This is a genomic window from Glycomyces paridis, from assembly GCF_004912155.1.
Taxonomy (GTDB): Bacteria; Actinomycetota; Actinomycetes; order Mycobacteriales; family Micromonosporaceae; genus Glycomyces; species Glycomyces paridis.
In genome coordinates, this window is sequence record NZ_STGX01000020.1 from 58,125 (window position 1) to 70,922 (window position 12,798).

The window sequence follows — 12,798 nt, forward strand, 5'->3', positions numbered from 1 at the left end:
ACGAAGGAGTGCGCCATGACCTCGATTCCGCTGGGTGCGCCCATTTGGGCGGACTCCCTGACCTCGGCCCTCGAGGACGACACCCGGTACTACGAGCAGCTGTTCGGGTGGGTGTCGGCCGACGCGGGCGAGGAGATGGGCCACTACACGACCTTCGGCGTCGCCGACGGCTCGCCGGCGCCCGGCCGCCCGGTCATGGGCATCATGCCGTGCCCGCCTGGCATGTCGCCCTCGCGCACCTGGAACCTCCAGTTCAAGGTCGAGTCCTGCGACGACGCGGCCGAACGGGCGGCGGCCCTGGGCGCCGCCCTGGTCGAGGAGCCGCAGGACGTGAGCGACATGCTCCGCTTCGCGATGCTGACCGACCCGAACGGCGCGTCCTTCGGCCTGGTCCAGGCCCTCGACCCCGAGACCGGCTTCGGCGTGTACGGCGAGCCGAACTCGGTCTCGTGGGCCGAGTACCACCACGACGGGGTCCCCGCCGAGGCGATGCGCTTCTACGAGGAACTGCTCGGCTGGCAGGTGGTCACGCCCCCTTGGGAGGCCGAGGACAACCCCCGCCCGTACGCGGCCCTGAGCCCCGCCGGCGGCGGCCCCGAGTTCGGCGGCTGCCACGCCGCCGAGGGTTTCGAGCTCAACCTGCCGCCGCAGTGGAGCGTCATGGTCGCCGTCGAGGACGCCGACGAGACCTGCGAACGCTCCGCCGAACTCGGCGGCGCCGTCGCCGCCCAACCCATGGACGTCCCCGGCCTCCGCGTCGCCGGCGTCGCCGCCCCCGGCGGCACCACGGTCGGCATCATGTCCCAACGCCCCTGGACCTGACCGAAACCCGGAGGCCCGCAACGCACACGCGTCGCGGGCCTCTGCGCTAGTCGGAATCTGGAACCCGGATGACGCAATCCGCACCAGGGGCCGCCGCGAGCTTCCGGTCGAACGTCCACAGTTCCGCGGCGAACCGCTCGGCCAGAGCGACGTAGGCCGCATCGTACGAGGTGAAGTTGTGCCGGAGCTCCCAAATGCGGAGCTCGAACGCGGCAGTCGGCACCCGTTCAAGATCCAGCTCACAGAGGTCGAAGAACGCCAGAGCGGCCCGTTCCTCGGTGAGGACCTTCCGGCGGCAGTACTTGCGGAGGATCGACATCACTTCGAGGTTGACGTGCCCTGGCGCCGCCAGCTCGTGTTCCTGGAGCGCGGCTCGGAGCCGTCTGTCGGAATCACTGAAGGACACCAGTGCCGGAGCGAGCACTGAGGCATCGACGACGATCACCGCGAGTCTCGGTCCTCGCGGATCATCGCCACGATCTCGTCGTGGTCGAGTTTCGGTCCGCCTCGGTGTTCGACTCTCGCGAGGACTTCGGCGACCGTGGGCTGCTGTGCTTCGCGGGTGAGCTTGCGATGGAGGTACTCCTGCATCGACATGCCCTCTGCCGCCGCACGGGTCTTCCACACCCGGTGGACCTCGTCGGACACGTTCTTCACCTGGATGTTCTTCATGGTTTCATGATAGCTCTCAAGCATGCGTAGAGCATACGTTTCATGCATTGTCAAACGGTGGATCAGCAAGTCCTCCGCGTGTCGCGGCGATCGCTCAGGCGTTGGGCCGGCCGATTCTGAGGCGGTTGCCGTCGGGGTCGCGGAGTTGGAGTTCGCGGGTGCCCCATTCGGTGTCCTCGGCGGTGGTGGCGAAGGCGGCGGCGATGGCGTCGATGTCGTTGAGGCGCAGGTAGACGACGCCGTCGGGGTGGGCGTCGCCGTGGTGTTCGGAGAGGAAGAGCCGCACCTCGCCGCGGGCGACCTCGACGAAGAGCGGGAGGCCCGGTTCGAAGCGGTGCTCCCACTGCTTGAGGAAGCCGAGCCGCTCGTACCAGGGCAGGGCCGCGGTGGCGTCGGAGACGCGGAGGATGGGAATCGCCTGTTCGTCCATGGGTCCGATCATGGCAGCGGGGTCCGACATGCGGTCGAGAATCGGTGGGCGGCGCGGCCTGCGAGAGGCGATAGGGAACGGCGAGGGGCCGCCCCGGCGGCAGGGCGGCCCCTCTTCTTCCGGTCGCGGCTCCTGGGGGGTCCGCGTCCCGGTCAGCAGTCGCGCGCGGCGACCGCCAGGTCCGGGAAGTCGCTGAAGACCGCGTCGACGCCGAGGTCGTAGAACAGCTCGAACTCGGCCTCGATGTCGCCCCACGCGGCGGGGTCGTCGCCCTCGCGCAGGTTCGCGGGAAGGAACGAGTTCTCGGCGCGGAAGGTCCAGACGTGCACGTCCAGGCCCCGGTCGTGGGCGCGCTCGACGATGTCGGTCGGCTCCGAGATCGAGCCGTCCGCTGCGCGCGGGAAGATGCGGTTCTTGTTGAGGCTCACCGTGTCGAGGGTGTCGGCGTACTCGTCGAGGTCGGCGTCGGAGATGGGGCCCTGGCCGTCGATGTTGAGGCCGATCCGGTTGTCCACGCGCTCGGCGATGTCGAGCAGGCTCTCGTACTCGAAGGACTGCACCCACACCGGCGACCGCTTGCGGTCGAGCTTGCGCTCCTCCAGCAGGTCGGCGAGCGCGTCCTCGATGCTCATGCCCTTGTCCTCGTAGTAGGACGGGTGCTTCATCTCCGGGTAGGTGATCACCCGCTCGTCGAGGGTGTCCACGTAGTCCAGGACCTCGTCGTACGTGACGAGCTGGAACTCGCCGTCGTGCGCGGCGCTCGCGGGGCGCAGGTCGGGCAGGCGCTCCTCGGCGCGGAGGGTCTTGAGCTCGGCGAGGGTGAAGTCGTCGGCGAAGAAGCCGGTGACGGGCCTGCCGTCGACGAGCTTGGTGGTGCGGCGGTCGGCGAACTCGGGGTGGGAGGCCACGTCGGTGGTCTCGTCGAGCACCGGCTCGTGCCGGGCGAGCAGTTCGCCGTCCTTGGTGAGGACGAGGTCGGGTTCGATCACGTCCGCGCCGAGCTCGACGGCGAGGGCGTAGGCCTCCAGGGTGTGCTCGGGGAGGTAGCCGCTGGCGCCGCGGTGGGCGATGACGAGCGGCTCGTCGTGGCGGTCGTGGTGGGGCTTGGCGGCCGCCGGGGAGGCGGTGAGGCCGATCAGCGCGCCGGCGGCGGCGAGCACGGCCGCGCCGCGCAGGAGGGTGCCCTTGCGGGACATGGAGGTCCTCTTCCTGTCGGGGGGACGGGTGCCCTCAGCAAACCGGTCCCGCCCGTATTCGGGCGGGACCTCGGTTGAACGGCGTCTGAAACGTGGCTGAAGAAATGCCTGGTCAGTCTATTTCGGAGAGTGCTGTGCACCGTCCAGGAACACGGCCACGACCGCGGCGCTGGCGGTCTCGGGGCCGATGCCGCCGCGGGCCAGGAGCCGCAGCGCCTGCGTGACGAGGCCGGTGAAGAGCGTGAAGAGCAGTTCGACGGGGAGGTCGGTGCGGATCTCGCCCGCGGCGACGCCGCGTTCGAGGAGGGTGCGGATCGGTTCGGCGAGGCGCCGTTCGAGGTCGGGGGACTTCCGGGGCTCGTCGCCGAGGTTCGCGAGGAAGGCGTAGCGGGACCCGGCGGTCATGAAGGCCCTGCACAGGCGCGAAAGGCCCTCGCGCAGGTCGACGGCGTCGGCGTCGGCGTCCGCGATCCGCCGCTCGACCTCGGCTGCCGCGGCGGCGACGAGTCCTTCGAGGAGGGCCTCGCGGTTGGGGAAGTGACGGTAGAGGGTGGCGCGGCCGACGCCGGCGGCGGCGGCGACCTCGGCGAGCCCGGCGGCGGGTCGGTCGGCGAAGACGAGGGCGGCCGCGGCGAGGAGGCGTTCGGAGACCGGGTCGAGCGGCCGGTCGGCGTCGGTCTGTCGGGTCATGGCAGGAGCCTACGTTAGAGACAAATATGTATTATGATGAGACATCATTGTCTCACGGCGATCCGATCGCCGCTACCCCGACGGGAGACGCCATGCGCACCCGCAGACTCGGCCGCACCGACCGCGAACTCACAGCGATCGGCTTGGGCTGCATGCAGTTCAGCAACACCGGAGCAAGCCGGCGCTTCTACGCCCCCACCGCGCAGGACACCGCCGCCGCCATCGTCCGCACCGCCCTCGACGGCGGCGTGAACTGGTTCGACACCGCCGAGATGTACGGCGGCGGGCACTCCGAGCGCGCCCTCACCACCGCGCTCCGCGACCTCGGCGTGCGACCCGGCGACGTCGCCGTCGCCACGAAGTGGCCGCCGCTGGGCCGCACCGCCCGCAGCATCGGGGCCACCGTCGGCGACCGCCTCGACGCGCTCCAGGGCTTCCCGATCGACCTCCACCAGATCCACATGCCCTGGGGATCCCTGTCCCCCATCGCATCGCAGGTCAAGGCCATGGCCGCACTGCAACTGGAGGGCAAGGTCGGCGCCGTGGGCGTCTCGGGGTTCGGCGCCGCCCAGATGGCACGCGCCGCCGCGATCCTCGAATCGAAGGGACTCACGCTGGCCTCCAACCAGATCCAGCTCAACCTGCTGCACCGCAACGCCGAGCGCGACGGCGTGCTGGAGACGGCGAAGAGGCTCGGCGTCACGCTCATCGCCTTCTCGCCCATGCGGTCGGGGCTGCTCACCGGGAAGTTCCACGACGAGCCCGAGCTCCTCGGGCGCGTCCAGCCGATCCGGCGGGTCCTCGGCGGGTTCAGCACGAGGACGCTCGAACGCACCCGCCCGCTCGTCGACGAGCTCGGAGCGGTCGCCGCCGCGCACGGCGCCTCGCGCGCGCAGATCGCCCTCGCGTGGCTGCTGGAACGCTACGGCGACACGGTCGTCGCCATCCCCGGCGCGTCCCGGCCCGAACAGGCGGCGGAACTCGCCGCCGCAGGCGACCTGCGGCTCACCGAGCGCGAGAGCGCGGCCCTGACGGAGCGCTCCGACCGGGCGCGCTGAGGGCCGCGACGACGGCGGGTCGCGCGGCGGTGCCGCGCGACCCGGGACCTCAGGCGGCCGTGAGCAGCTGGGACGCGGCCAGGCCGCGGTACAGCTCGTCGTTCTCGACCAGCTCGGCGTGGGTGCCGACCGCGCGGACCACGCCGGTGTCGAACACGACGATCTGGTCGGCGCTGGTGACCGTCGAGAGCCGGTGGGCGACGACCAGCACGTTCGTGCGCTCGGCGGCGTCGAGCATGACCTGCTTGAGCGCGGCCTCGTTGGCCGCGTCGAGCTGCGAGGTGGCCTCGTCGAGCAGCAGCAGGCGGGGCTTGCGCAGGAGCGCGCGGGCGATGGCGACGCGCTGGCGCTCGCCGCCGGAGAGCGTGGTGCCGCGGTAGCCGATCCGCGAGTCGAGCCCGTCGGGCAGCTTGTCGACCAGTTCGGTGAGGCGGGCGACCTTGACGACCTCGTCGATGTCGCCGTCGCCGGCGTCGGGCGCGGCCATGACGAGGTTCTCGCGCAGCGAGCCGTCGAGGACCGGCGCGTCCTGCTCGACGTAGCCGATGAGCCCGCGCAGCTCCTCCAGGGGCCAGTCGGCGACGTCGACGCCGTCGACGGTCACCGAGCCGGTGGTGGCCGGGTAGAACCGCTCGATGAGGGAGAAGACGGTGGTCTTGCCGGCCCCGGAGGGGCCGACCAGGGCGGTCAGGCCGCGCCCGCTGGAGGCGAAGGTGACGCCGTGGTGCACGAAGGGCAGGTCGTCGCCGTAGCGGAAGGTGACGTCGGCGAAGGCGACCTGCGCGGGCCCGTCGCGGTCGGTCATGCGCTCGGCCTCGACCGGCTCTTCAGAGTCGAGGTTGGCGACCTCTTCGACGCGGTGGATGGCGGCCAGGCCGGTCTGGAGCTGCGAGAGCGAGGCGACGAGGCCGCTGATGGGCCCCATCAGGTAGAACAGCAGCAGCAGGAAGCCGATGAGGGTGCCGACGTCCATCGCGCCGGAGGCGACGCGCGCGCCGCCGACGCCCAGGACCATCAGGAAGGCGATGTTCACCGGCATGAACGCGGCGACGCCCGCGAGGGCCTCCCAGAAGGAGGCCTTGACGCCCTTGTCGCGGGCGGTGGTGGCCGCCGCGTCGAGCCGGGAGATCTCGTGGTCCTCGGCCCCGGAGGCCTTGACGGTGCGGAAGGCGCTGAAGATGCGCTCCAGGAGCGAGCCCATGTCGCCGAGGGCCTTCTGCGAGTCGACCGTGGCGTTCTGGATGCGCGGCATGATGAACAACATCATCACGGTGACCATGACGACCATGGCCATGGTGGTGCCGAACAGGGCGAGGTCGAGCCAGGCCATGAGGGCGATGCCGCCGAGGATCATGAACGCGTCGGTGACGCCGCCGATGACGGTGGTGCTGGCGACGGTGCGCAGGAGGTTCGTGTCGGAGGTGAGCCGGGAGACGAGGTCGCCGGGCTTGAGCCGGTCGACCTCGGCCACTTGGAGGCGCACGAGGCGGCCGATGAGCTGCCTGCGGACGGTGAGGACGACGTCCTGCCCGGCGATCTGCATGAGGTAGGGGCCGAGGGCGGCGAGGGCGCCGCCGACGATGACGACGGCCGTGAGGTAGAGCAGGGGCCGGGTGAGGGACTCGTCGTTGGAGAGGGTGTCGATGACGTCCATCGCGATGAGCGGCTGGACGAGGCCGACGAGGCCGCCGGCGAAGGAGAGGGCGCCGCCGATGAGCAGCAGGCGCAGGTGGGGGCGGGCGTAGGCCCACAATCGGGTGATCGGGGCCTTGGCCGCGGGTGCTTCGGCGACGGGTGCCGCCGTGGTGGTGTCGGTCATGGTTTCCGGTTTCCTCGTCGAAGCCGTCCGCTGGGTGCCGCGGACGGCTCCGACGCTACCCGCGGGGGACGACATCGGCGTCGGTCCGCGGTCGCATCCGGTCCTCCTCCGTAGGTCGTAGGACCGGCACAGGCGGCGCCCGGGACGCCTCAGTCCTCGGCGAGGACGATGATCTTGTCGTCGGGCTGGACCATGAACTGCTCCAGTTTGTCGGGGTTGAGGTGCACGCCGTAGCTGGGCGCCCGCTGGGCCTGGGCGACCTGGCGCCAGCCGATCGCGGTCTCGCCGCGGCGCCGGGCCGATTCGGCGACGGTGTAGAAGTTGACCGGCGTGCCCGGACGCACGTAGTGGTCGGCGGGCTTGAGGTAGATCTCGGAGCCCTCGGCGCTGAACAGGCTCGCGAACACCTGGGACAGGTGCGGGTTCTCGGCGGTCTGGGTGAGCAGCAGGCTGATGAGCTTGTCGCTGACGATGAAGTCGTCGGCCTGCGTGACCTGCGCGAGGGTGCGGTTGCGGTCGTCGGCCATCTCGGAGACGACCTTGAAGCGGGTGCTGGTGCGCTGGGCCATGTCGCGCAGGTGGAGCAGGGTCACGAGGGTGCGGGAGTCGGCCAGCTGCGGGTCGACGTCGTCGGAGCACAGCGCGATGATGTGGTGGTACGCACCGGGGTTGAGCGATTCGAGCAGGCGCCGGTCGGTCGTGTCGTCCTCTTTGAAGTTGAGGCCCTGGACGCGCATCTGGGGGCCGATCCGGCGGATGGCGTCGGCGGCGTCGGGGTGGTCGGTGACCACGTCGGTGACCGATCCGGGCGCGACGTACTGGTCGAGCTGCTCCAGGATGGTGCGCGAGCGGGCGTTCCAGCCGAGGACGAGGGTGCGTTCGGCCCGGTTCCCGGCCTCGGCGCGGGCGACGATGGCGCTCTCGTCGATCACCGGGCGCGAGCCGTCGAGGCGGATGGCCGAGTCGTCGGCGGCGATGAGGATGAGCTTGTCCCCCGGCTGGAGGATCGCGTTCGAGGGCGGGTTGACGATGCAGCGGCCCTCCTTCGTGAGCACGCCGACGAACGAGGAGGTCCGGTAGGAGTGCAGGGCCTGGCTCAGGGGCCGCCCGAACAGGCCGGGCTCCTCGACCATGTAGATCTCGTCGCCGCCGAAGTCGAGGAGGTCGGTGTAGACGACCGACAGGCCCGACTGTCGGCAGGTCTGGACCATGAGGCGGGCCATGAGGTCGTTGGCGTCCACGACGTGCGCGGCGCGCCCGCCTGCGAGGCGGGCGGCGGGGAGGTTGCGGCCGTCGGCGACGGCGGCGACCACGTGGCAGTTGAGGTCGGCCTCACCGCCCTGGGTGACGGCCAGGAGGCTGCGGACGAGCTGCGCGTCGGGGTCGTCCTCGGCGGAGGTGAGGACGATGATGCTCTTGGCCTGGCCGGGGTTGACGATGGCGATGTCGCCGGGGTCGGCGGGGTCGCCGGTGCGGCAGACGACGTGCGTGGACTTGAGGTCGGGGATCTTCGTGCGGACCTCGTCCTCCATTTCGACCTTGTCGCGGTCGGCGAGAATGGCGATGCACGCGCGCTTCTCGCTCTCATTGGCCTCCACCAGTTCCGAGATGACGATGAAGACCTGATCGGACCATCCGAGAATGACGGTGTGATCTTTCTCAACGACGAGCGAGCGGCCTTTTCGGAGGTCTTCGAGTTTCGCGTCGAGACCGGTCGTGAGAATACCGACCAGTGAGGAGATGATCACGATGCCGCCGATGGTGGTGGCGAACATGATGACCATGTAGGGGAAGCTGTCCTGGTCCCCCGAGATGTTGCCCGGGTCCATGACGTGCAGGAACGAGGTCCACAGGACCGTTCCGAGGCCGGCCGACCCGCCACTGGAGCCGCTCGCGAAGAGCAGCACCAGGATCGCGCATATCGCGGTGAGCGCGAGCGTGATCACGGTGAGCCAGCCGATGAGCGCTTTCGTGCCCTTCGACATCGTGTTGTCGAACCAATAGCGCGCCCGCTGCTTGAAACTGGGCTCGGACATCGAACGTCCCTTCTGAGGATCGGCTGGGGACCGGCCGACTCGGGGCGGAGGCGAGTGGGGCCGGGAGGGTGCGGGGGTGTCGACCATTGTTAGTGCATCGCGTCCACTGCGACCGGTCGGAGCGGCGCCGCGACGGAGGGTCACCCGGGGGTCCGGGCGGCCTTCGGCAGCGCCGTCGAGGGGCGGGGCTGCGACGCGCAGGAGGCGACCCGGTCCACCCTAGAACGACTGGGCGGTCCCCCTCCGGCGGGTCCTGCGGCGGGTCCCCTAGAGGGTGTCCGCCACGGGGGCGACGCGGATGGCGAGCCTGGTGTGGCGCTTGGGCACCGTGAAGCGGGCCTTCGGCGCCGCGGGGCGGTCGGCGTCGACGCGGTGGGCGGCGATCTGGAGGCTCACGCCGTCGCGGCACACCCGGTCCCACACGCGGACCTGCTCGGCGACCCGCACCGCCAGCGCGGCGCCGCTGGGCCCGTGGCCGCGCACGCCGATCTCGTTGCCCTCGCCGACCTTTCTTGAGACGACGTAGGCGAAGTCACGGTCCTCGACCACGGCGGGGTTGGCCCAGCGCATGAGCAGGCGCTGGAGGCCGTGGTCGCCGAAGGGCGCGCTCATGCGCCCGTAGCCTGCGAAGGCGCAGGCGAGCCAGAGGGAGAGCTGGGAGGCGTCTTCGTTCACTTTGAGCCGCACGGTGGTCCAGACGGTGGAGCCGCTGCCGTCGAGGACGCCGCGGACGCCTTCGGCGTCGACTTCGCCTTCGGCGTGGAAGGTGAGGATGCGTCCTTCGGAGAGTTCGACGTCCTGGCCCTCGTGGCTGCCGAGGCCGCGCATGGGCATGAAGCCGCAGCCGACGATGGAGCGGCTGCGCAGGACGCCGTCGACGTAGGCGAAGGCCACGGAGTGCTCGCAGCCGCGGATGCTCAGGGGCGCGACGAGGCGGCCGCCGTCGGCGAGCTGCTCCCACCAGGCGGGCGGGAGGTCCCAGGTGCCGACGGTGACGATGACGCGGTCGTAGGGCGCGCCGTCGGGGTGGCCGAGTTCGCCGTCGCCTTGGACGACGCGAACGCGGTGGCAGCCGAGGTCGTCGAGTGCGGTGCGGGCGCGGCGCACGGTGTCGGCGTCGATGTCCACAGTGGTGACCTGGCCCTCGAGTCCTACGAGGGCGTCGAGGAGGGCGGCGTTGTAGCCGGTGCCCGCGCCGATCTCCAGGACGCGGTGGCCGGGGCGGACGTCGAGCTGTTCGAGCATCTCGGCGACGATGGAGGGCTGCGAGGCGGAGCTGACGGCGTCGCCGTGCCGGTCGCGCTTGGTGACGTACACGTCGTCGGCGTAGGCGGCGCGGAGCGTGGCCTCGGGGAGGAAGCGGTGGCGGGGCACCGCGAGCATGGCGGCCTCGACCGCCGCGCTCCGGACGGCTCCGCTCGTCCGCAGGCCCCCTATGAGCCGGGTCCGCAACTGATGCGCCTCGTTACCGGAAGTGTCGACGTGATCACCCACGGCCCAAGCGTACGTCCGATGTGCCAGGTTCGCCTCCTCCAGTTTCGACCTTTGGAACGCCGGGAGGGCGGGGCGGGTTCAGCCGCGGCCGCAGCGCACGTCGAGCATGGCCCAGAGCGCCTCGCGCTGGGCCTCGGGTACCTCGATGGGGCCGGCGACGGGTTCGGCGCCGTCGACGGCGATCCACACGGTGAAGGCGAACGGCTGCTTGGCGTCGCCGACGGCGTGGCCTTCGCAGCGGAAGGCGTCGAAGCGGAGCGGCACGCTCGCGCCGGTCTCGGGCAGGCCCTCGGTGGCCTCGACGGTGAACAGGACGCTGCCGCGCACGTCGGTGACGGCGAGGTCGGCGCCCGCGAGTGGCTCGGCGGTGAGGACGCCTTCGAGGGTGCCGTCGGCGGCCTCGTGCAGGTCCCCCAGGGAGAGGTCGACGGCCTTCGCGACGGCTTCGGCGGTGCAGGCTTCGCGCAGGAGGCGGTCGAGGGTGCCGTTGGGGTGCGGGAGGTCGGCGGTGACCTCGTGCGCCGCACCGTCCTCGGTGGCGGCGAGGAGGCGGACCGAGGCGGGGGCGGTGGTGGAGTCGATGCCGTCGGGGCAGGAGGCCGCGCCGAGGTCGATGAGGAGGTCGCGGGGGTTGACGCTGGGCGGCACGGTCGCGTCGGCGGTCTGGAGGCCCAAGGGCGCGAAGGAGTCGGAGAGGAGTTCGACGCCGAGGATCTGGACGGGGGCGTCCCCGTGGTTGGTGACGGCGACGGTCACGGTGCCGGGGGTCATGAAGGAGCGGCGGATCTCGGCGGTGGCGGTGAGGTCGGGCGCGGCCGAAGGGCTGACCGCCTCGGGGGCGCGCTCGGGGGCGGGCCCGGCGAGGTGGCCTGCGAACGCGGCGGTGGCCGCGGCGAGCAGGAACGCCGCGAGGAGGCCGATGCGGAGCCGGTGCATCGGTCAAGTCTGGCACCGATGCGGCGGTAGGGGAAGCGGCGCCGAGGGTTCAGCGGTCGGCGGTGAAGCGCGCCTCGGGGTCGAGGCACCAGGCGAGCGCGGAGGGCCATTCGCCGTAGCCGTCGTCCAAGGTGAGGTGCCCGCCGCCGGGGACGATGTCGGCGTCGATGCCCAGCCGCTCGGCGAAGTAGCCGGGGCCTTCGGGGCGGTAGGGGTCGGCGTCGGAGACGACCAGGCGCGCGGACTTCTCGGCGAGGCGGATCGCCCCGAGGTCGAGATGGTCGAAGGCGAAGGGGGCGATGACGTCCCAGTCGAAGGCGGAGGGGCCGGGCGGGCTGACGAGGACCACGCGGTCGGCCGGGGCCGGTTCGGCGGCGGCGAGGTGGAGCCAGGCGATCGTGGAGAGGCTGTGGGCCAGGACGATGCGCTCGCCGCGCATGAGGGCGAGTTCGGCCCGGATGGCGTCGGTCCACCCTTCGAGGGTGGGTCGGTCGGTGTCGGGCAGCTGGGGGTAGAAGACCTGCTCGCCTCTTTCGCGCAGGGCGAGGGAGAGCCGGTGGTGCCAGTGTCCGGCGGGGCGGCGGTTGGTCACGCCGTGCAGGAGGAGGAAGCTTCGGGTCCACATGGCGGGGAAGCTTATCCAGCGCGGCGGGCGGGCCGCCGCGGCTTCCCGCATGGCGGAAGGCCGCGGCGGTCGGAAGGCGCGGTCGGAAGGGGACGTCAGATCTCGGCGTCAGGCCGCTGCGGTGGTGAGCAGGTGGTTGCTCGCGCCGAGGAGCGAGGGCTCGGTCTCGATGAGCCGCAGGCCTTCCATGAGGTGGTCGCGGACTTCGGCGTGGTCGATGAGCTTTTCGAGTTCGGGGATGAGGCCGGGGAAGCCCTGGACGGCGTACTGGTCCGGGGCCGCCATGCCGGCGTCGGCGAACTCGGCGGCGACGTCGCCGGGGTGGGCGAGGTGGGCGGTGGTGAACAGGTTCTGGTCGTAGAAGCGCAGGACGCCTTCGCGCACGACCCGCAGGCTCGCCTCGGCGCTGATGCCCTTGTCGTCGCCGCCCGCCTTGAACAGCAGGTAGTCGCCCCAGCCGGCGGTGCGGTTGATGGTGACGGCCGCGACGAGGCCGCCGGGGCGGGCGCAGCGGCGCGCCTCGGCGAGCGCCTGGACGCGCTGGGCGCGTTCGGTCAGGTGGTAGAGCGGACCCATGAGGAGCACGGCGTCGAAGGCGTCGTCCTCGAAGGGGAGGTCGCGGGCGTCGCCCACGAGCGCTTCGACGCCCGGGAGGGTCGCGGCGACGGCGACCTGGCCGGGGACGGGGTCGACCAGCGTGACGTCGTGGCCGTCCGCGGCCATCCACGCGGAGTGGATGCCGGTGGCGCCGCCGACGTCGAGGATCTTGAGGCCCTCGCCGGGGAGGACGCGGCGCAGGAGGTCCTGCATCCGCGCGAACTCCAAACGACCCCTGGCGTTGCGGGTCAGGCGCTCGCGCTCGTCGCCGCGTTCGTAGTAGGCCTCGATCTCGCGTTCGAGTTTCCATTCGCTCATCGGTCGATCGTGCCCGACCGGACCGGGGGCGGCCAGCGGTTTTCGGGACGGCGGCCGGTCAGGCGGGCGCTGTGAACTCCCGCAAGCGCACAGGGCCGCCCGCCC

At 71.4% G+C, this 12,798-nt stretch carries 13 protein-coding genes; 2 read left to right on the plus strand and 11 right to left on the minus strand.

Features of this window, described 5'->3' with window-relative positions; genetic code table 11:
• Positions 1 to 15: 15 nt before the first annotated feature.
• Positions 16 to 822, plus strand: a complete 807-nt coding sequence (locus E9998_RS21985; RefSeq protein WP_136531847.1) for a VOC family protein — start codon at positions 16 to 18, stop codon at positions 820 to 822.
• Between the two features lie 46 nt (positions 823 to 868).
• Here E9998_RS21985 and E9998_RS21990 read toward each other — a convergent pair whose 3' ends face one another.
• From E9998_RS21990 to E9998_RS22010, 5 genes are all read right to left on the minus strand, one after another.
• Positions 869 to 1,267: a type II toxin-antitoxin system VapC family toxin gene (locus E9998_RS21990; RefSeq protein ID WP_136531848.1), complete on the minus strand. Its 399-nt coding sequence runs from the start codon at positions 1,265 to 1,267 to the stop codon at positions 869 to 871.
• Positions 1,264 to 1,494: a FitA-like ribbon-helix-helix domain-containing protein gene (locus tag E9998_RS21995; protein ID WP_136531849.1), complete on the minus strand. Its 231-nt coding sequence runs from the start codon at positions 1,492 to 1,494 to the stop codon at positions 1,264 to 1,266. Before E9998_RS21995 ends, E9998_RS21990 begins: the two co-directional genes overlap by 4 nt.
• 94 nt (positions 1,495 to 1,588) lie before the next feature.
• Complete coding sequence (locus E9998_RS22000) at positions 1,589 to 1,924, minus strand: glyoxalase superfamily protein (protein ID WP_136531898.1); 336 nt, start codon at positions 1,922 to 1,924, stop codon at positions 1,589 to 1,591.
• 152 nt (positions 1,925 to 2,076) lie between these two features.
• A complete protein-coding gene (locus E9998_RS22005) occupies positions 2,077 to 3,120 on the minus strand; it encodes a glycerophosphodiester phosphodiesterase family protein (RefSeq protein ID WP_136531850.1) in 1,044 nt (347 codons plus the stop codon).
• Positions 3,121 to 3,237: 117 nt separating this feature from the next.
• Positions 3,238 to 3,810, minus strand: coding sequence for a TetR family transcriptional regulator (locus E9998_RS22010; protein WP_136531851.1), 573 nt, complete (start codon positions 3,808 to 3,810; stop codon positions 3,238 to 3,240).
• A gap of 92 nt (positions 3,811 to 3,902) precedes the next feature.
• Here E9998_RS22010 and E9998_RS22015 point away from each other — a divergent pair, with 92 nt between their 5' ends.
• On the plus strand, positions 3,903 to 4,868 hold the full coding sequence (locus E9998_RS22015) for an aldo/keto reductase (protein WP_136531852.1): 966 nt from the start codon (positions 3,903 to 3,905) through the stop codon (positions 4,866 to 4,868).
• Positions 4,869 to 4,917: 49 nt separating this feature from the next.
• On the opposite strand, the gene E9998_RS22020 is transcribed toward E9998_RS22015, so the two are convergent.
• From E9998_RS22020 to E9998_RS22045, 6 genes are all read right to left on the minus strand, one after another.
• The gene (locus E9998_RS22020) at positions 4,918 to 6,687 is read right to left on the minus strand and encodes an ABC transporter ATP-binding protein (protein ID WP_204745595.1); all 1,770 of its coding nucleotides are present in this window, start codon (positions 6,685 to 6,687) and stop codon (positions 4,918 to 4,920) included.
• A gap of 149 nt (positions 6,688 to 6,836) precedes the next feature.
• Positions 6,837 to 8,723, minus strand: coding sequence for a CASTOR/POLLUX-related putative ion channel (locus tag E9998_RS22025; protein ID WP_136531854.1), 1,887 nt, complete (start codon positions 8,721 to 8,723; stop codon positions 6,837 to 6,839).
• Positions 8,724 to 8,990: 267 nt separating this feature from the next.
• The gene (gene fxlM, locus E9998_RS22030; RefSeq protein ID WP_158299938.1) at positions 8,991 to 10,217 is read right to left on the minus strand and encodes a methyltransferase, FxLD system; all 1,227 of its coding nucleotides are present in this window, start codon (positions 10,215 to 10,217) and stop codon (positions 8,991 to 8,993) included.
• A 78-nt stretch (positions 10,218 to 10,295) separates the two neighbouring features.
• Complete coding sequence (locus tag E9998_RS22035; protein WP_136531856.1) at positions 10,296 to 11,153, minus strand: hypothetical protein; 858 nt, start codon at positions 11,151 to 11,153, stop codon at positions 10,296 to 10,298.
• A 49-nt stretch (positions 11,154 to 11,202) separates the two neighbouring features.
• Positions 11,203 to 11,778, minus strand: a complete 576-nt coding sequence (locus E9998_RS22040; protein ID WP_136531857.1) for an RBBP9/YdeN family alpha/beta hydrolase — start codon at positions 11,776 to 11,778, stop codon at positions 11,203 to 11,205.
• 108 nt (positions 11,779 to 11,886) lie between these two features.
• The gene (locus E9998_RS22045; RefSeq protein WP_136531858.1) at positions 11,887 to 12,693 is read right to left on the minus strand and encodes a class I SAM-dependent methyltransferase; all 807 of its coding nucleotides are present in this window, start codon (positions 12,691 to 12,693) and stop codon (positions 11,887 to 11,889) included.
• Positions 12,694 to 12,798 lie beyond the last annotated feature (105 nt).